The 17,172-nt window shown below is 69.7% G+C and carries 17 protein-coding genes; 9 read left to right on the top strand and 8 right to left on the bottom strand.

The window, feature by feature from the left end; genetic code table 11:
• Positions 1-108 precede the first annotated feature (108 nt).
• The 5 genes from trxA to IM787_RS10315 all read left to right on the top strand — a co-directional run bounded on the left by trxA (position 109) and on the right by IM787_RS10315 (position 5,412).
• The gene (gene trxA, locus IM787_RS10330; RefSeq protein WP_193676588.1) at positions 109-441 is read left to right on the top strand and encodes a thioredoxin TrxA; all 333 of its coding nucleotides are present in this window, start codon (positions 109-111) and stop codon (positions 439-441) included.
• A 197-nt stretch (positions 442-638) separates the two neighbouring features.
• On the top strand, positions 639-1,904 hold the full coding sequence (gene rho / locus IM787_RS10325; RefSeq protein WP_193676587.1) for a transcription termination factor Rho: 1,266 nt from the start codon (positions 639-641) through the stop codon (positions 1,902-1,904).
• 152 nt (positions 1,905-2,056) lie between these two features.
• Positions 2,057-2,317 (top strand): type B 50S ribosomal protein L31, encoded by a 261-nt coding sequence (locus tag IM787_RS10320; RefSeq protein WP_193676586.1) that lies wholly within the window; start codon positions 2,057-2,059, stop codon positions 2,315-2,317.
• 69 nt (positions 2,318-2,386) lie between these two features.
• The gene (locus IM787_RS21485) at positions 2,387-4,072 is read left to right on the top strand and encodes an ArnT family glycosyltransferase (protein WP_354004393.1); all 1,686 of its coding nucleotides are present in this window, start codon (positions 2,387-2,389) and stop codon (positions 4,070-4,072) included.
• Positions 4,069-5,412 carry an MATE family efflux transporter gene (locus tag IM787_RS10315; RefSeq protein ID WP_227494259.1) on the top strand — a complete coding sequence of 448 codons (1,344 nt, stop codon included), beginning with the start codon at positions 4,069-4,071 and terminating at the stop codon, positions 5,410-5,412. The genes IM787_RS21485 and IM787_RS10315 overlap by 4 nt, the downstream gene beginning before the upstream one ends.
• Here the strand turns inward: IM787_RS10315 and phoR are convergent.
• The 8 genes from phoR to pstS (IM787_RS10275) form a co-directional block, all read right to left on the bottom strand.
• A complete protein-coding gene (gene phoR, locus IM787_RS10310) occupies positions 5,360-6,721 on the bottom strand; it encodes a phosphate regulon sensor histidine kinase PhoR (RefSeq protein ID WP_435531152.1) in 1,362 nt (453 codons plus the stop codon). The two genes, IM787_RS10315 and phoR, sit on opposite strands and share 53 nt — an antisense overlap.
• Positions 6,722-6,731: 10 nt before the next feature.
• On the bottom strand, positions 6,732-7,445 hold the full coding sequence (gene phoB, locus IM787_RS10305; RefSeq protein WP_193676584.1) for a phosphate regulon transcriptional regulator PhoB: 714 nt from the start codon (positions 7,443-7,445) through the stop codon (positions 6,732-6,734).
• Between the two features lie 4 nt (positions 7,446-7,449).
• Positions 7,450-8,154: a phosphate signaling complex protein PhoU gene (phoU, locus tag IM787_RS10300; protein ID WP_193676583.1), complete on the bottom strand. Its 705-nt coding sequence runs from the start codon at positions 8,152-8,154 to the stop codon at positions 7,450-7,452.
• A gap of 108 nt (positions 8,155-8,262) precedes the next feature.
• On the bottom strand, positions 8,263-9,045 hold the full coding sequence (gene pstB / locus IM787_RS10295) for a phosphate ABC transporter ATP-binding protein PstB (protein WP_193676582.1): 783 nt from the start codon (positions 9,043-9,045) through the stop codon (positions 8,263-8,265).
• 8 nt (positions 9,046-9,053) lie between these two features.
• Positions 9,054-9,938, bottom strand: a complete 885-nt coding sequence (pstA, locus tag IM787_RS10290; protein ID WP_193676581.1) for a phosphate ABC transporter permease PstA — start codon at positions 9,936-9,938, stop codon at positions 9,054-9,056.
• A 58-nt stretch (positions 9,939-9,996) separates the two neighbouring features.
• Positions 9,997-10,962 carry a phosphate ABC transporter permease subunit PstC gene (gene pstC / locus IM787_RS10285; protein ID WP_193677097.1) on the bottom strand — a complete coding sequence of 322 codons (966 nt, stop codon included), beginning with the start codon at positions 10,960-10,962 and terminating at the stop codon, positions 9,997-9,999.
• A gap of 130 nt (positions 10,963-11,092) precedes the next feature.
• Positions 11,093-12,193 (bottom strand): phosphate ABC transporter substrate-binding protein PstS, encoded by a 1,101-nt coding sequence (gene pstS / locus IM787_RS10280; RefSeq protein ID WP_193676580.1) that lies wholly within the window; start codon positions 12,191-12,193, stop codon positions 11,093-11,095.
• Between the two features lie 108 nt (positions 12,194-12,301).
• Complete coding sequence (pstS, locus tag IM787_RS10275) at positions 12,302-13,339, bottom strand: phosphate ABC transporter substrate-binding protein PstS (protein WP_193676579.1); 1,038 nt, start codon at positions 13,337-13,339, stop codon at positions 12,302-12,304.
• Positions 13,340-13,505: 166 nt separating this feature from the next.
• Here pstS (IM787_RS10275) and IM787_RS10270 point away from each other — a divergent pair, with 166 nt between their 5' ends.
• The 4 genes from IM787_RS10270 (at position 13,506) to IM787_RS10255 (ending at position 17,172) form a co-directional block, all read left to right on the top strand.
• Positions 13,506-13,985, top strand: coding sequence for a fasciclin domain-containing protein (locus IM787_RS10270; protein ID WP_193676578.1), 480 nt, complete (start codon positions 13,506-13,508; stop codon positions 13,983-13,985).
• 33 nt (positions 13,986-14,018) lie between these two features.
• A complete protein-coding gene (locus tag IM787_RS10265) occupies positions 14,019-15,155 on the top strand; it encodes an ABC transporter substrate-binding protein (RefSeq protein ID WP_193676577.1) in 1,137 nt (378 codons plus the stop codon).
• Between the two features lie 57 nt (positions 15,156-15,212).
• The gene (gene ppx / locus IM787_RS10260; RefSeq protein ID WP_193676576.1) at positions 15,213-16,697 is read left to right on the top strand and encodes an exopolyphosphatase; all 1,485 of its coding nucleotides are present in this window, start codon (positions 15,213-15,215) and stop codon (positions 16,695-16,697) included.
• A 76-nt stretch (positions 16,698-16,773) separates the two neighbouring features.
• Positions 16,774-17,172, top strand: a complete 399-nt coding sequence (locus IM787_RS10255; RefSeq protein ID WP_193676575.1) for a hypothetical protein — start codon at positions 16,774-16,776, stop codon at positions 17,170-17,172.

Here is a 17,172-nt window from a genome sequence, read left to right as displayed (position 1 = left end):
TCCATAGCATTCGGGGGTGGCCGCGCACGCTGCGGGGACGATGGGTTTCTGTCACAATCCTCCGATCGTAGCGGCACCCGCCACCGCAACTCCAACAGGAAGATTTCCATGGCCAGCGACCTGATCAAGCACATCTCCGACGCCTCGTTCGAATCCGACGTCCTGAAAGCCGACAAGCCGGTGCTGGTCGATTACTGGGCCGAGTGGTGCGGTCCCTGCAAGATGATCGCGCCCATCCTCGACGAGGTCTCCGAGTCGTACAAGGACAAGCTGCAGATCGCCAAGATGAACGTCGACGAGAACCGCGACATCCCCGCCAAGTTCGGCATCCGCGGCATCCCGACGCTCATGCTGTTCAAGGGCGGCCAGCTCGCCGCCACCAAGGTCGGCGCGATGAGCAAGGCGCAGCTCACGGCCTTCATCGACCAGCAGCTGGCCTGAGGGAACGGGTGCCGCGCGCACCCGGGTCCGACGCAGACGGGGCTTTCGCCCCGTTTCGTTTTTTTGCTGCATAATCCGCCCAATCACTGGCCTGCCAACGCAAGCAGCCAGGTCGAGTTTCCGGTTCGCAGGGCTCCTCTCGCCCCGCATCGAACCTCCCCCAGATCCTCACAGAACGCCCTCCCAGGGGTCACTCCATGCACCTGAACGAACTCAAGGCGCTGCACGTCTCGGAAGTCCTCAAGCAAGCCGAAGAGCTCGAGATCGAGAACACCGGCCGCATGCGCAAGCAGGAGCTGATGTTCGCCATCATCAAGAAGCGCGCCCGCGCCGGCGAACAGGTCTTCGCCGACGGCGTGCTGGAGATCCTGCCGGACGGCTTCGGCTTCCTGCGCAGCCCGGACACCAGCTACACGGCGAGCACCGACGACATCTACATCTCGCCTTCGCAGGTGCGCCGCTTCAACCTGCACACCGGCGACATGATCGAGGGCGAGGTCCGCACGCCCAAGGACGGCGAGCGCTACTTCGCGCTGACCAAGCTCGACAAGGTCAACGGCGGGCTGCCGGAGGACAACAAGCACAAGATCATGTTCGAGAACCTGACGCCGCTGTTCCCCCGGGAACAGATGCGCCTCGAACGCGACAACCTCAAGGGCGAGGAGAACGTCACCGGCCGCGTGATCGACATCATCGCGCCGATCGGCAAGGGCCAGCGCGCGCTGATCGTCGCGCCGCCCAAGAGCGGCAAGACGGTGATGATGCAGCACATCGCGCACGCCATCGCCGCCAACTACCCCGACAGCTACATGATGGTGCTGCTGGTGGACGAGCGCCCCGAGGAAGTGACCGACATGCAGCGCTCGGTGAAGGCCGAGGTCATCGCCTCCACCTTCGACGAGCCCGCGGCGCGCCACGTGCACGTGGCCGAGATGGTCATCGAGCGCGCCAAGCGCCTGGTCGAACTGAAGAAGGACGTGGTGATCCTGCTCGATTCGATCACCCGCCTGGCCCGCGCCTACAACAACGTCGTGCCGTCCTCCGGCAAGGTGCTGACCGGCGGCGTCGATGCCAACGCGCTGCAGCGCCCGAAGCGCTTCCTGGGCGCCGCCCGCAACGTCGAGGAAGGCGGCTCGCTGACCATCATCGCCACCGCCCTGATCGACACCGGCTCGCGCATGGACGAAGTGATCTTCGAGGAGTTCAAGGGCACCGGCAACTGCGAACTCCACCTGGACCGCCGCCTCTACGAAAAGCGCGTGTTCCCCTCGATCCAGCTCAATCGCTCCGGCACCCGCCGCGAGGAACTGCTGCTGGCCCCCGAGATCCTGCAGAAGACCCGCATCCTGCGCCAGTTCATGTACAACATGGACGAGATCGAGGCGATGGAAATGGTGCTGAAATCCATGAAAGCCACCAAGACCAACGTGGAGTTCTTCGACATGATGCGCCGCGGAGGCTAGGCCTCGCGACCCAACGGAAGCCCGGGTGACCGGGCTTTTTCCTTGGCGCTCCCAGCTGAGGCTGCCTTGCGCAAGGAACGCTATAATCTCGGGCTTTATTGCGGAAAGTACGCTGGATGTCCCGGCGCGGCTACCGGCACACGAGGAAGATCATGAAAGAAGGCATTCACCCCAACTACCGCGACGTGGTCTTCCAGGACCTGTCGAACGGTTTCCAGTTCGTCACCCGCTCCTGCGTGGCCGCGCGTGACACCATCAAGCTGGAAGACGGCCGCGAGCTGCCGCTGTACAAGCTGGACACCTCCAGCGAGTCGCACCCCTTCTACACGGGCACCCAGAAGTCCGTGAACGACATGGGCGGCCGCGTGGACAAGTTCTTCAAGAAGTTCGGCAACAAGAACGCCGCCAAGTAAGCGCGACGGTCCCATGCACAAAGGCAGCCTCGGCTGCCTTTTTCATTGGGACCCTCGCCTGCCCCGCGCGTGAACCGCCCCACCCCCGCCATCGTCACCCAGAGCGCCGCGCGCCGGCTCCCGCGCTGGGCGCTGCTGCTGCTCTGCGCGGCGTACGTGGTCCCCGGGTTCGTGGGGCGCGAGCCCTGGAAGAACGCCGACATCATGGCGTTCGGCTACATGTTCGAGATGGCGACGGGCCGCACCTCGTGGCTCGACCCCGCGCTGCTCGGCCAGCCGCCGGACTTCGACGCCCTGCTGCCGTACTGGCTGGGCGCCTGGGCGATCCAGCTCACGCCCGACTGGGTCCCCGCCGATTTCGTCGTCCGGCTGCCTTTCGCGGCGCTGCTGGTGGTCACCTTGTGGGCGACCTGGCAGGCGGTCTATTACCTCGCGCGCACCCCCGGCGCGCAACCGGTGCCCTTCGCCTTCGGCGGTGAAGCGGCACCGAAGGACTATGCGCGGGCGATCGCCGATGCCGGCCTGCTGGCGCTGATCGCGTGCCTCGGCCTGGCGCAGCTCTCGCACGAGACCACGCCTTCCCTTGCCCAGCTGGGCTTCACCGCGATGGCGTTCTACGCCCTCGCCGCCCTGCCATACCGCACCGCACTGCCCGCGCTCTGCCTGGCGATCGCCCTGCCCGGCCTGGCCCTCAGCGGCGCCCCGGCGATGGGCGTGGTGTTCGCGGCCGGTGGCGCCCTCAACTACTGGGTGCACGCCCCGGAGGACGGCGCCAGCCCGGGGCAGCGCATCCGCGGGGCCGTGCTGGTCGTCGTGCTGGCGCTGGCCGCCGCGGCCGTCGCCGCTGCCTTCGGCACCTGGCACTGGCGCCTGGAACCGGGCGCGGGCCCCGGTCGCGAGTGGGAATCCATCGCCCGCCTGGTCGCCTGGTTCGCCTGGCCGGCCTGGCCGCTCGCGCTGTGGACGGTCTGGCGCTGGCGCCGCCAGCTGCGCCGCCGCCACGTCGCCCTGCCGCTGTGGTTCGCTGGCGTCTCGCTGGTCACCACCGCGCTCGCACCGCACCCCGACCGCGCACTGCTGCTCGGGTTGCCGGCGCTGGCCGCGCTGGCGGCGTTCGCGCTGCCGACCTTCTCGCGCAGCGTCTCGGCACTGATCGACTGGTTCACGCTGCTGTTCTTCAGCACCTGCGCGCTGATCATCTGGGTGATCTGGATCTCGCTGCAGACCGGCATCCCGGCCAAGCCCGCCGCCAACGTGGCGCGGCTGGCGCCCGGCTTCGTCCCGAGCTTCGGCCTCGTCGCCTTCGCCGCGGCCGTCGCGGCCACGCTCGCCTGGATCTGGCTGGTGCGCTGGCGCACCAGCCGCAGCCGCGAGGCGATCTGGAAGAGCCTGGTGCTGCCCGCCAGCGGCGCCGCCCTCGGCTGGTTGCTCGTGATGACGCTGTGGCTGCCGGTGCTGGATTACGCCCGCAGCTACGCGCCCGTCGTCCAGGGCATCACCAGCCGGATGGACGCGCGCGGCTGCGTCGAAGTGATGGGACTCACGCGTCCGCAGATCGCGGCCTTGCGCTACCACGGCGGGCTGGACCTGCAGAGCGCCGAACAGCCCGGCGAATGCCCCTGGCTGGTCGTCTCGCAGGAGGTCCAGCCCTCGCTGACGATGGCCCTCGACCTCCGGCGCTGGCAGCTGGTGGCCGAGGTCCGGCGCCCGACCGACCGCCGCGAGAACCTGGTCCTGTACAAGAAGAAGCCTTGAGCGAACGCGGGATCATCGCGCGCCACGCCGGCACGGTACTGGCCGGGCAGCTGGCCACCATGGCCTTCGGCGTCACGGACACGGTGGTGGCCGGCCGCTATTCGCAGGAAGCCCTGGCCGCGCTGTCGGTCGGCGCCGCCGTCTACATCACCGTGTTCGTCGCGCTGATGGGCGTGCTGCAGGCGCTGCTGCCCACCTGGGCGGAGCTGCACGGCGCCGGCCGCAACGCCGACGTCGGCCGCTCGGTGCGGCAGGCGCTGTACCTCGCCGTGCTCGCCGCCGTCGCCGGCGTGTTCGGCCTGCTGTTCCCCAACGCGCTCCTCCAGGGCACCGGAGTGCCCGCGGCCTTGCAGGAAGACGTGCGCCAGTACCTCGGCGTGCTGGCGCTCGCGCTGCCGCCCGCGCTGCTGTTCCGCATGTACAGCACGCTGAACCAGAGCCTGGGCAAGCCGCAGCTCGTCACCTGGCTGCAGCTCGCTTCGCTGGCGGTGAAGGTGCCGCTGACCGTCTGGTTCGCCTTCGGCGGCCTCGGCGTGCCCGCCATGGGCGCCGTGGGCTGCGCGTGGGCGACCGTCGTCGTGAACTACCTGTTCCTCGGGCTGGCGCTGTGGCTGGTGCGCACCGACGCGCTCTACCGGCCCTACGCGATCTGGCGTCCGCTGGAGCCGCCGCACTGGCGCACCATCGGCCAGTTCGCGCGCCTGGGCATCCCCGCCGGCCTGGCGATCATGGTGGAGGTCACGTCCTTCACGCTGATGTCGCTCTTCATCGCGCGGCAGGGCACGCTCTCCGCGGCCGCGCACCAGATCGCCTCCAACCTCGCCGCGGTGATGTACATGGTGCCGCTCTCGCTGGCCATCGCGACCAGCGCGCGCGTCAGCTTCTGGCTGGGCGCGGGCGACATGAAGAAGGCGCGCGGCGCGATCCGCACCGGCTTCCGCATGGGGCTGGCCATGGCCGTCCTGCTCGGGTGCGTGGTGCTCGTCTCGCGCCACGGGATCGCGGCGCTCTATTCGGCGGACCCGCAGGTCGCGGGCGTGGCGGCCGGCCTGCTGGCGTTCGTGGCGCTGTACCACTTCGGCGACGCCGTGCAGGCGCTGTGCGTGTTCGTGCTGCGGTCCTACCGCGTGGCCGTGGCGCCGCTGGTGGCCTACTGCGTGCTGCTCTGGGGTGTCGGCGTGGTGGGCGGCTACCAGCTCGCCTACCGCGGGCTCGGACCGTGGGACGCGCAGCAGAGCCCCGCCGCCTTCTGGATCGCGAGCAGCTTCGCGCTGGCCCTGCTCGCCCTCATCCTGCCGCTGATTCTGTGGCGGGCTGTGCGGCGCTTCCGGCTGGCCTGACGGGCTCCGTGCGCACGCGCGTGGCGGGCAGCACGATGGTGAAGGTGGAGCCCGCGCCCGGCGCGCTGGCAATGCGCAGTTCGGCGCCGTGCCGCTGCAGCACGTGCTTGACGATGGCCAGGCCCAGCCCGGTCCCGCCCGTTTCGCGCGAGCGGCTGCGGTCCACCCGGTAGAAGCGTTCGGTCAGGCGCGGCACGTGCTCGGCGGCGACGCCGGGGCCGGTGTCGCGGACGCTGAATTCCAGCCTGGCGTCCTCGGCGAGCCGCGCGACGACGACCACCTGCCCGCCCGACGGCGTGTAGCGCACCGCATTGCTCACCAGGTTGGAGAAGGCACTCTGCAACTCGCTGGCGACACCGCCCACCGAGACCCCTTCGGGACCGGCGAACGTGAGTTCCAGCTGCTTGCCGAGCGTGCCCTGCAGCGCGCGCGCTTCCTGCTCGCACTGCGCCAGCAGCGACACCACCGGCGTCCAGTCGCCGGCGCCGGGCAAGGGGCTGCCTTCCAGCCGCGACAGCGTCAGCAGGTCGTTGACGAGGGTCTGCATCCGCTGCGTCTGCTGGCCCATGAGCTGCAGGTAGCGGGTGCGCTCCTCCTTCGGCAGGTCCAGCGACTGCAGCGTCTCGACGAAGCCGGACAGGACCGTCAGCGGGGTGCGGATCTCGTGCGAGACGTTGGCGACGAAATCGCGCCGCATGACCTCGGCCTGTTCCACCGCCGTCACGTCGCGGGAGAGCACCAGCAGCCGCCCTTCGCCGTAGGGGTGCAGCCGCAACGCCAGCTTGCGCGGGCGCGACGAGGTGCTGCCGGGCGCGGGGATCACCAGATCGTTGGTGTAGTTGCGGCCCTGGTAGTAGGCGCTGAAGTCCGGGTCGCGCAGCAGGTTCACCATGTGCTGCTGCAGGTCGCGTTGCGGGTCCAGCTCGTAGTGCGCGGCCGCCGTGTCGTTGCACCACTCGATGCGCCCGCGCGCATCGAGCAGCACCACGCCGTTCGGCGATCCGCGGATCGCCTCGAGGAAATCCTCCAGCCGATCCTCCGCCTCCGCCAGCTGCCGTTCGCGCACGGCCACCGCGCGGCGGACGCGGTCGAGCGCCTCGCCCCAGAGCCCGCCCAGGCGCGGGAGATTGCGGAAATCCCCGCCCTTGAGCCAGCGCAGCGCGCGCGCCGCCCGCACCGAATCGGCGATGAACCAGAGCAGCGCCCCGGTCGCCAGGCCCATTTCGGCACCCCGGTCGGCGGCGAGCAGCCAGCCGCCGATGCCGCCGACGGCGAGGAAGGCGAGGAACAGGACGACGCGCAGCGTCACGGAACCACGCTCATGCGGTTTCCTGCGGGCGGCCCACGGGTTGGGCCGTGATGCGGTAGCCGGCGCCGCGCACCGTCTCCACCAGCGCACCGCCGGGGCCGAGGGACTCGCGCAGGCGCTTGACGTGCACGTCCACCGTGCGCTCCTCGATGAAGACGTGGTCGCCCCAGACCTTGTCCAGCAGCTGCTGGCGGCTGTGCACGCGCTCCGGGTGCTTCATCAGGAAGTTCAGGAGCTTGAACTCGGTCGGGCCGATCTTCAGCGGCCGGCCCTTCCAGCTGACGCGGTGCGCGGCACCGTCCAGCGTGAGCTCGCCCAGCGTGACGGTCTCCTCCGCCTTCTCGGGCAGCCTGCGGCGCAGCACCGCCCGGATGCGCGCGAGCAGTTCGTGCGTGGAGAACGGCTTGGTGACGTAGTCGTCGGCGCCGGCGTCGAGCCCGCTCACCTTGTCGGTCTCGTCGCCCCGTGCCGTCAGCATCACGATGGGGATGGTCTTGGTGCGGGCGTCCGCGCGCCAGCGGCGGGCCAGTGCCACGCCGCTCTGCCCCGGCAGCATCCAGTCCAGCAGGATGGCGTCGGGCAGTACGGCGTCGATCTCGCGCTGGGCGGCGTCGCCGTCCTCGGCCCACACCGGGGAGAAGCCGTTGTGCCGCAGGTTCACGGCGATCAGCTCCGCGATGGCGGGCTCGTCTTCGACGATCAGGATGCGCGGCTGGTGCTTCATGGGCCTACTTGATGGCGGACTCGATGTTCTCCATCGAGCTGTGGCGCACGTCGGCGCCCTTCACGACGTAGATGATGAACTCGGCGATGTTCTTGGCATGGTCGCCGATCCGTTCGATGGCCTTGGCGACGAACAGCAGGTCCAGGCTGCTGGAGATCGTGCGCGGGTCCTCCATCATGTACGTGATCAGCTTGCGCACGAACCCGTCGAACTCCCGGTCCAGCAGGTCGTCGCCCTTCATGATCGCCACCGCGGCGACGGTGTCAAGCCGCGCGAAGGCGTCCAGCACCTTGCGCAGCTGGAGCGCGGCCAGGTCGGCGGACACCCGCAGCTCGCCGGCCGGCAGCGTGCGGACGGGGCCGTTCTTCTCCACGATCGACAGCACCATGCGCGCGATGCGCCGGGCCTCGTCGCCCACGCGCTCCAGGTTCGCGGTGGTCTTGGAGATCGCCATCAGCAGGCGCAGGTCGCGTGCCGTCGGCTGGCGCCGCGCGATCACCGACGACAGGTCGCGGTCGATCTCGACTTCCATCTGGTTGACGCGGTCTTCGGTCTCGATGACCTGGCGGGCCACGTCGGCGTTGAACTCGCTGATCGCATGGATGGCGAAGCGGATCTGCGACTCCACGAGGCCGCCGAGTTCCATGACGCGGGACGACAGCGCGTTGAGTTCGCTGTCGAACTGCGTCGAGAGGTGTTTGTCGGGCATATCAACTCCGTCCTGTTAGTCCATCGCGCCGAGGCCCCGCGGAACCGGCTTCGCCGGGCCGCTGGGGCGCCCCTTGAGGGGAGGCGGCCAAGGGCCGCTTCGGGGTGGTCAACCAAACCTCCCCGTGATGTAGTCCTCGGTCTCCTGGCGCTTGGGCTTGAAGAAGATCTGCTCCGTCTCGCCCACCTCCACCAGGTCGCCCAGGTACATGTAGGCGGTGTAGTCGGACACCCGCGCCGCCTGCTGCATGTTGTGCGTGACGATCACGACGGTGTAGTCCTTCTTCAGCTCGATGATCAGCTCCTCGATCTTGCCGGTGGAGATCGGGTCGAGCGCCGAGCACGGCTCGTCGAGCAGCAGCACGTCCGGCTTGATCGCGATGCCGCGGGCGATGCACAGGCGCTGCTGCTGGCCGCCGGAGAGGCCGGAGCCGCTCTGGGTCAGCTTGTCCTTGACCTCGTCCCACAGCGCCGCCTTGCGCAACGCCCATTCGACGCGGTCGTCCATGTCGGCTTCGCCGAGGTTGTCGAAGAGCCGCACGCCGAAGGCGATGTTGTCGTAGATCGACATGGGGAACGGCGTGGGCTTCTGGAACACCATGCCCACGCGGGCGCGGATCAGGGCGACGTCCTTCTTCGACGTCAGCAGGTTCTCGCCGTCCAGCACGATCTCGCCCTCGGCCCGCTGGTCGGGGTACAGCTCGTACATGCGGTTGAAGGTGCGCAGCAGCGTCGACTTGCCGCAGCCGGACGGGCCGATGAAGGCCGTCACCTTGTTCTCGGCGATGTCCAGGTTGATGCCCTTGAGGGCGTGGAACTTGCCGTAGTAGAAGTTCAGGTTGCGCACGGCGATCTTGGCGCGCACGCGGTCGGGAGCGAGGGTGGCTTCCATGGGTGTTCTCAGAGCTTGCTGCGCGTGAGCAGCCGCGCGAGGATGTTCAGGCCCAGCACGGCCAGGGTGATGATGAAGACGCCCGCCCACGCCAGCTGCTGCCAGTTCTCGTAGGGGCTCATCGCGAACTTGAAGATGGTGACCGGCAGGCTGGCCATCGGCTCGCCCATGTTGGAGGTGAAGAACTGGTTGTTCAGGGCCGTGAACAGCAGCGGCGCGGTTTCGCCCGAGATCCGGGCCACGGCCAGCAGGATGCCGGTGACCACGCCCGCCCGCGAAGCGCGCAGCGTGATCTTCAGGATCACCTTCCACTTCGGCGCCCCGAGCGCATACGCGGCCTCGCGCAGCGCCGAGGGCACCAGCAGCAGCATGTTCTCCGTGGTGCGGATGACCACGGGGATCACGATCAGCGCCAGCGCGATCGCCCCGGCCCAGCCGGAGAACTGCTTGTAGCGCGCCACGACCACTGCGTAGACGAACAGGCCGATCACGATGGAAGGCGCCGACAGCAGGATGTCGTTGACGAAGCGGGTCGTGTTGCCCAGCCAGCCCTTGGGGTCGTACTCGGCCAGGTAGATACCGGCCATGATCCCGATCGGCGTGCCGACGAAGGTCGCCAGCACCACCATCAGCAGCGAGCCCCAGATGGCGTTGAGGATGCCCCCGGCCTCGTTGGGCGGCGGCGTCATCTGGCTCACGGTCGCCCAGGTCAGCCCGGCGAAGCCGAGCCGCACCGTCTCCCACAGGATCCAGATCAGCCAGAAGACGCCGAAGGCCATCGCGCCGAGCGACAGCACCAACGCCACCTGGTTCACGCGCTTGCGCTTGCGGTACATGCGCTCGCGCTGCTCGCTGTCGGCAGCCGCGCGCAGCAGGCGTTCGGCGGTGCTCATTGGACTTCCCTCCGCGCTACGCGCTGCGGGGCCATGAGCCTTGGGGCGGCCCGGCGGCTCATGCCACAGCCCCCTCGTTGCGGCGCAGGCGCGCCAGCAGCAGTTTGGACAACGACAGCACCACGAAGGTGATGAAGAACAGCACCAGGCCCAGGTAGATCAGCGCCGCCTGGTGCAGCCCGTCCGCCGCCTCGGCGAACTCGTTGGCCAGCGCCGACGTGATGCTGTTGGCCGGCGTGAACAGGCTCAGCGAATCGAGCTGGTTGAAGTTGCCGATGACGAAGGTCACGGCCATGGTCTCGCCAAGCGCGCGGCCGAGGCCCAGCATGATGCCGCCGATCACGCCGCCTTTCGTATAGGGCAGCACCACCTTGTAGACGACCTCCCAGGTGGTGGAGCCGAGCGCATAGGCGCTTTCCTTCAGCATGGGGGGCGTCACCTCGAAGACGTCGCGCATCACCGCCGCGATGAAGGGGATGATCATGATGGCCAGGATGATCCCGGCGGCCAGGATGCCGATGCCCACCGGCGGTCCCGAGAACAGCGTGCCGAGATAGGGCACGTCGCCGAACAGGCCCTGCAGCGGCTGCTGCACGTAGGTGGCGAGGATGGGCCCGAACACCAGCAGGCCCCACATGCCGTAGACGATCGAAGGGACGGCGGCGAGCAGCTCGATCGCCGTGCCCAGCGGGCGCTTCAGCCAGGAGGGCGACAGCTCGGTCAGGAACAGCGCGATGCCGAAGCTCACGGGCACCGCGATGACCAGGGCGATGATCGAAGTGGCCAGCGTGCCGTAGATCATCACGAGGCCGCCGTACTCGCCGCTCACCGGGTCCCACACGCTGTTGGTGAGGAAGTCCAGTCCGTACTTCTGGATGGCCGGCGCGGCGCCGATGAAGAGCGAGACGAGGATGGCCGCCAGCAGGCCCAGCGTGATCAGGGCCGCGAAGCGGGCCGTCCACCCGAACAGCCGGTCGATGACTGCCCCCGCGCGCGCCCGGCCGGCCGAGGGCGGCAGGCTCATGCGGCCGGGGCGGTCGCGGGTGACCGGGGAGAGGCTGGCCTCATCGGCCGAAAGTGTAGAGGACACGTCGGTGCCTTCGTCGTTCATGGGCGGCGGCGGAAACCGCTGCCCGGTTGCAGGGAACTGCTTTTCATTGGAGTGCCACGGGTTGGCCGGATGCGTCCTTGATCTCGGTCGCCCACAGCTTCTCGACCCGCGCCGTCACGCTGTCCGGCATCGGCACGTAGGCCAGCTGGTCCGCCGTGCCGTCGCCGTTGCGGTAGGCCCAGCCGAAGAACTTCAGGGCGGCGGCGGCCTGCGCCGGCCGGTCCTGCGTCTTGTGCATCAGGATGAAGGTGGCGCCGGTCAGCGGCCACGCCTGCGCCCCGGGTTGCTGCGTGAGGACCTGGTAGAAGCTCTTGCCCCAGTCCGCGCCGGCGGCAGCCGCCTGGAAGCTGGCCGCGTCCGGCGCGACGAACTGGCCGTCGGCGTTCTGCACCAGCGCGTAGTTCATCCTGTTCTGCTTGACGTAGGCGTACTCGACGTAGCCGATGGAGCCCGGCAACCGGCTGACGAAGGCAGCCACGCCCTCGTTGCCCTTGCCGCCGGTGCCCGCCGGCCAGTTGACCGCCGTGCCTTCGCCGACCTTGGCTTTCCACTCCGCGTTCACCTTGGAGAGGTAGTTGGTGAAGATGAAGCTGGTGCCCGACCCGTCCGCCCGGCGCACCGGGGCGATCGCCGCATCCGGCAGCGCCAGGCCCGGGTTCAGGTCCTTGATCGCCGGATCGCTCCAGCGCGTCACCTTGCCGAGGTAGATGTCGCCCAGCAACTGGCCGGTCAGGCGCAGCTGGCCGGGCGCGACGCCCTTGAGGTTCACGACCGGGATCACGCCGCCGATCACCATGGGGAACTGCACGAGGCCCTTGGCCTGCAGCTCCTCGTCCTTGAGCGGCGCATCGGATGCGCCGAAGTCGATCGTCTTCGCCTCGATCTGCCGGACGCCGGCCCCCGAGCCCACGGACTGGTAGTTCACGCGCACGCCGCTGGCCGCGTGGTAGTCGGCGGCCCACTTGGCGTACAGGGGAGCGGGGAAGCTGGCGCCGGCGCCGGTCACGTCCCCAGTGCCGCCGGCGGGCGCCGACGCAGGTGCCGCCGCGGGGGCGGCCGCCGTGGGCGCGGAAGGCTCGGACCGGCCGCAGCCGCCAAGCGCGGCGACGGCCAGCACGGCAGCCAGGAGGGACGGGATCTTCATGCGCGGACAGCCTCGAGTGCAGGGTTGCAGCGACTGTATGAAGGTTTTGTGACGGCTCCGTGACAGGTCCGGAGCCGCGCCGGGAGGCGGCGCCAGGCCGCCAGCCGTTCAGCGGAAGGCCACGTTCTTGCCGGAGGCGTCCTTGATCTCGGCCGCCCACAGCTTCTCGATCTGCGCCTTCACCGCGCTGGGCATCGGCACGTAGTCCAGGTCTTCCGCGGTCTTGTCGCCGTTCTTGTAGGCCCAGTCGAAGAACTTCAGGGTGGCGGCGGCCTGGGCCGGCTTGTCCTGCGCCTTCTGCATCAGGATGAAGGTAGCGCCGGTGATGGGCCAGGACTGCGCGCCGGGCTGCTGGGTGAGGATCTGGTAGAAGGACTTGGACCAGTCGGCACCGGCGGCGGCGGCCTTGAAAGCCGTGTCGTCGGGCGACACGAACTGGCCGGCGGCGTTCTGCATCAGCGCGTAGGTCATCTTGTTCTGCTTGACGTAGGCGTACTCGACGTAGCCGATCGAGTTGGGCAGGCGGCCCACGAAGGCGGCGACGCCCTCGTTGCCCTTGCCGCCGGCACCGGTGGGCCAGTTGACGGCGGTGCCTTCACCGACCTTCGCCTTCCAGTCCGCGTTCACCTTCGACAGGTAGTTGGTGAAGATGAAGCTGGTGCCGGAACCGTCGGCGCGGCGCACCGGGGCGATGGCCGCATCGGGCAGCGCCAGGCTCGGGTTCAGCGCCTTGATGGCGGCGTCGTTCCACTTGGTGATCTTGCCCAGGTAGATGTCGCCCAGCACCTGGCCGTTCAGGCGCAGCTGGCCCGGGGCGATGCCCTTGATGTTCACCACCGGGATCACGCCGCCGATGACGGTGGGGAACTGCACCAGGCCCTTCTTCGCGAGCTCCTCGTCCTTCAGCGGCGCGTCGGAGGCGCCGAAGTCCACGGTCTTCGCCTCGATCTGGCGCAGGCCGGCACCGGAGCCGACCGACTGGTAGTTGATGCGGGTGCCGGTGGCCTTGTTGTAGTCGGCGGCCCACTTGGAGTACAGGGGCGCGGGGAAGCTCGCGCCGGCGCCGGTCACGTCCTGGGCGGCGGCGAGGCCGCTGAAGGCGAGCGCGGCGATGCCGGCGGCGGTGATGCGGAAGCGGTTGGTCATGGAGTTCACCTCTGGTTGTGGAAGGAATCGATGCCGCGGACTCTAGGCAGCGCCCGTGACAGCTGCGTGACACGCCTGTCATGCCGCTGTCATGCGCCGGTCACGGGCTTGTCACGCGCCCTGCCTAAGCTCCGCCGCGCCCATCGACAACAACCGGAGGATTGCCATGAACCGCCTGCTCGCCCTCGCCCCCGCCCTGCTCCTGCTCGCCGCCTGCGCCTCGACGCAGCAGCAGGCCCCCGCCAGCGTCGCCGAGACGATCGCCCGCGACCCGCAACTGAGCACGCTGAACTCCCTCGTCGCCCGCGCCGGCCTGGCCGACACCCTGAAGGCCGCCGGCCCCTACACCGTGTTCGCGCCCACCAACGCCGCGTTCCAGGCGGTGCCGGCCAAGACGATGCAGGAGCTTTCCGCCGACCCGGCGAAGCTGAAGGAAGTCCTGAACTACCACGTGGTGCCCGCGAAGCTGAATGCATCGGCCGTGAAGCCGGGCAACGCCAAGACGGCCCAAGGCGCGAACGTCGCCCTGTCCCGCGCCGGCGAGTTCATCACCGTGGAGGAAGCGATGGTGGAAACGGCCGACATCGCCGCCACCAACGGCGTCGTGCACAAGGTAGACCGCGTCCTGATGCCGCCGCGCCGCTGAACGCGGACCCGCCAGGACACCACGAGAAAAACCATGCGCTGGTCTTCCCTGCCGCTGCGCCGCCGCGGCGTGCTCGCCCTCGGCCTGGCCTCGGCCGTCGCCGGCCCCGTGGCGGCGCAGGCGCCCCGCGGCGCCGCGCGTCCGCTCGTCGTCGGCCAGCTGTTCGATACCTCCTTGGCGGAACAGGACGTGGCCAAGGACTTCCTGGTCGGCAGCCGCGCCGCCTGGCAGGACGTCAACAGCCGGGGCGGCCTGCGCGGCCGCCCCGTGCAGCACTTCGCGCTGGAAGTGGACGGCACCGCGGCGGGCACGCGCGCGGCGCTGCAGCAGCTGGCCGACAACCCCGCCTGCGTGGCCCTCTGCGGCACCGTCAGCGACCCCGTGGCGGTGCAGGTGGCCGGACTGCTGCCGCAGCTCGCCCCGGCTCTGGCGCACGTGGCACCGTGGCTACAGAACTCGGGGCTGGAGATCGACGAACGCACCTTCCCCATCTTCGCGGGACGGCAGGAGCAGATCGCGCACGCGCTGAAGGCCCTGTCCTTGGTGGGCGTGCAGGAAGTCGGCGCGGTGTTCGCATCGGCCCGGGAGCTCGAGCTCTACCAGCGCGACGTCACCCGCAGTGCCGCCGCGTTGAAGCTGAAGCTCTCCACCTTCCGCGCCGACGGCGACCTCGATGCCCTGGGGCAGCGCCTCGGCGCGAACACGCCCGCGCTGCTGCTGTTCCTGGGCGGCACGCCGGAACTGGTCCAGTTCACCCGCGGCCTGGGCCGGCAGGCGCGGCAGCGCTACGTGATCGGACTGGGCGAGGTGAACCTGCAGACCGTGCAGCAGATGGCGCCCGGCCGCAGCACGCCCGTGGTGGCCGCGCAGCCGGTGCCGCTCGCGGCTTCGCCGCTGCCCGTGGTGCGCCACTACCGCGAATGCCTCGCGCGCTTCTTCGACGAACCGCCCGTGGCCCTGAGCCTCGCCGGCTTCCTCGCCGCGCGCTATGCCTTCGAAGTGCTGGCCGCCATCGACGTGCCGCTGACGCGTGCCTCGGCCCTGGCCGCCTTCCAGCGGCGCGCCGACGTCGACATCGGCGGCTTTCGCGTGAGCTTCGACGAGGCGCGCCGCAGCGCGGGCTTCGTCACGCAGAGCATGCTGACCATCGACGGCCGCGTGGTCGGCTAGCGAACGCGCCATGGACGCGCGGCCCGGTGCTATGCTGGCCCGCCACCCGAAGTCCCCATGCAGAACGGTTCCCTCGTCGCCGCGGTCGACCTCGGCTCCAACAGTTTCCGCCTCGAGATCGGCCGCCTCGCCGGCGGCCAGATCCAGCGCGTCGAATACCTGAAGGAGACGGTGCGCCAGGGCAACGGCCTGGACGAAGCCCGCAACCTCTCGGCCGAAGCCATGGAGCGCGGCTGGGCCTGCCTGGCCCGCTTCGCGGAGCGCCTGGCCGGTTTCGAGCCGTCGCGCGTGCGCGCGGTCGCGACGCAGACCCTGCGCGAGGCGCGCAACCGCGACGTGTTCATCGCCGAGGCCGATCGCATCCTCGGCTTCCCCATCGACGTGATCTCCGGCCGCGAGGAAGCCCGCCTGATCTACCAGGGCGTGGCGCACCTGCTGCCCGACGCGCCGGAGCGCCGGCTGGTGGTCGACATCGGCGGACGGTCCACCGAACTGATCGTCGGCACCCGCTACACCGCCGAGGCGATGGAGAGCTACCGCGTGGGCAGCGTCGCCTGGTCGATGCGCTATTTCCCTGACGGCACCTTCGCCGCCGCCGGTTTCGAGCGAGCCGAGATCGCGGCGCAGGCCGTGCTGGACGAGGCCCTGTCGCTGTTCGCCCGCGATCGCTGGGACGTCGCCTACGGATCCTCGGGCACCATCGGCGCCGTCGCCGACATCCTGGCCGCGAGCGGCCACCCACCGGGCGAAGTGACGCGGGCGGGCCTGGACTGGCTGCTGCAGGAACTGCTGCAGGCGAAGAGCGCGGACCGCGTGCGGCTGGCGGGGCTGAAGGAAGACCGGCGACCGGTCATCGGCGGCGGGCTCAGCGTCCTGCGCGCCGTGTTCGAGCTGCTCGGCATCGAGCGCATGCAGGCGGCGCAGGGCGCGCTTCGGCACGGCGCGCTCTATGACCTGCTGGACCGCGAACATGCGGACACCGACGTGCGCACGGCGACGGTGCAGCGGCTCGCCGCGACCTTCGGCGCCGACGAGACGCAGGCGCAGCGCGTGGGCACCCTCGCCTGCAGGCTGCTGCGCCAGCTGCGCGCCGGCGAGCCGGGGGCGCAACTGCAGCGCGATGAACGCGACCTGCGCTGGGCTGCCCGCCTGCACGAGATCGGCACGCTGGTGTCGCACAGCGACTATCACAAGCACGGCGCCTACATCCTGGAGAACGCCGACGCGGCGGGCTTCGCGCAGCACGAGCTGCACCGGCTGGGCCTGCTGGTGCTCGGGCACCGCGGCAAGCTGCGCAAGCTGGAGGCGGACTTCGGCGACCTGCCGCTGGTGCGGCAGCTGCTGTGCCTGCGGCTGGCCGTGATCCTGTGCCACGCGCGCCGCGATCCGGACGTGTCCGGCCTGCGGCTGCAGCAGGCGGGAACGGTGTTCACGCTGCACGTGCCCGCCGCGTGGGCGCGGCGCTTCCCGCAATCCGCGCACCTGCTGCACGAGGAAGCCACCGCCTGGCAGAAGACGCCCTGGAGCCTGGCCCTGTCCTGAAGACCGCCTCTTGAGTCCGCGGGCCGAAACGGTATAAACTGTTTATATCGTTTCCCAGATCGAGAGGACTCACCCGATGGCCACCGCCAAGAAGACCGCTTCCAAGACCACCCCCAGCCGCGCCAGGCGCAGCACCACCGCCGTGCCGCCCGGCCCCGCGCCCAAGGCCACGGCCAAGGCGGCCACCGCGAAGGTGAAGGCCAAGGCGGAAAAGGCACCGAAGGCCCCGAAGGCGGAGAAAGCCGAGAAGCCGCGCAAGCCGAAGATGGTGCGCGACAGCTTCACCATCCCGAAGGCGGAGTACGCCGTGATCGAGGCGCTCAAGGACCGTGCCGCGCGCCTGGGCCGTCCCACCAAGAAGAGCGAAGTGCTGCGCGCCGGCGTGAAGGCCCTGGAAGCGATGGGCGATGCCGCCTTCCTGGCGAGCGTCGGCGCCGTCCCCGCGGTCAAGACCGGCCGCCCGGCCAAGGCCTGA

Origin of the sequence: Ramlibacter pallidus (assembly GCF_015070875.1) — a bacterium.
Lineage (GTDB): Bacteria > Pseudomonadota > Gammaproteobacteria > Burkholderiales > Burkholderiaceae_C > Ramlibacter > Ramlibacter pallidus.
Note: the sequence above shows the minus strand (reverse complement) of the source record. Positions and strands in the feature narration are given on the sequence as shown.

Coding starts and splice junctions, on each gene's coding strand:
- trxA (WP_193676588.1), top strand. CDS start 109: ATGGCCAGCGACCTGATCAAGCACATCTCCGACGCCTCGTTCGAATCC.
- rho (WP_193676587.1), top strand. CDS start 639: ATGCACCTGAACGAACTCAAGGCGCTGCACGTCTCGGAAGTCCTCAAG.
- IM787_RS10320 (WP_193676586.1), top strand. CDS start 2,057: ATGAAAGAAGGCATTCACCCCAACTACCGCGACGTGGTCTTCCAGGAC.
- phoB (WP_193676584.1), bottom strand. CDS start 7,445: ATGAAGCACCAGCCGCGCATCCTGATCGTCGAAGACGAGCCCGCCATC.
- phoU (WP_193676583.1), bottom strand. CDS start 8,154: ATGCCCGACAAACACCTCTCGACGCAGTTCGACAGCGAACTCAACGCG.
- pstB (WP_193676582.1), bottom strand. CDS start 9,045: ATGGAAGCCACCCTCGCTCCCGACCGCGTGCGCGCCAAGATCGCCGTG.
- pstA (WP_193676581.1), bottom strand. CDS start 9,938: ATGAGCACCGCCGAACGCCTGCTGCGCGCGGCTGCCGACAGCGAGCAG.
- pstC (WP_193677097.1), bottom strand. CDS start 10,962: ATGAGCCTGCCGCCCTCGGCCGGCCGGGCGCGCGCGGGGGCAGTCATC.
- pstS (WP_193676580.1), bottom strand. CDS start 12,193: ATGAAGATCCCGTCCCTCCTGGCTGCCGTGCTGGCCGTCGCCGCGCTT.
- pstS (WP_193676579.1), bottom strand. CDS start 13,339: ATGACCAACCGCTTCCGCATCACCGCCGCCGGCATCGCCGCGCTCGCC.
- IM787_RS10270 (WP_193676578.1), top strand. CDS start 13,506: ATGAACCGCCTGCTCGCCCTCGCCCCCGCCCTGCTCCTGCTCGCCGCC.
- IM787_RS10265 (WP_193676577.1), top strand. CDS start 14,019: ATGCGCTGGTCTTCCCTGCCGCTGCGCCGCCGCGGCGTGCTCGCCCTC.
- ppx (WP_193676576.1), top strand. CDS start 15,213: ATGCAGAACGGTTCCCTCGTCGCCGCGGTCGACCTCGGCTCCAACAGT.
- IM787_RS10255 (WP_193676575.1), top strand. CDS start 16,774: ATGGCCACCGCCAAGAAGACCGCTTCCAAGACCACCCCCAGCCGCGCC.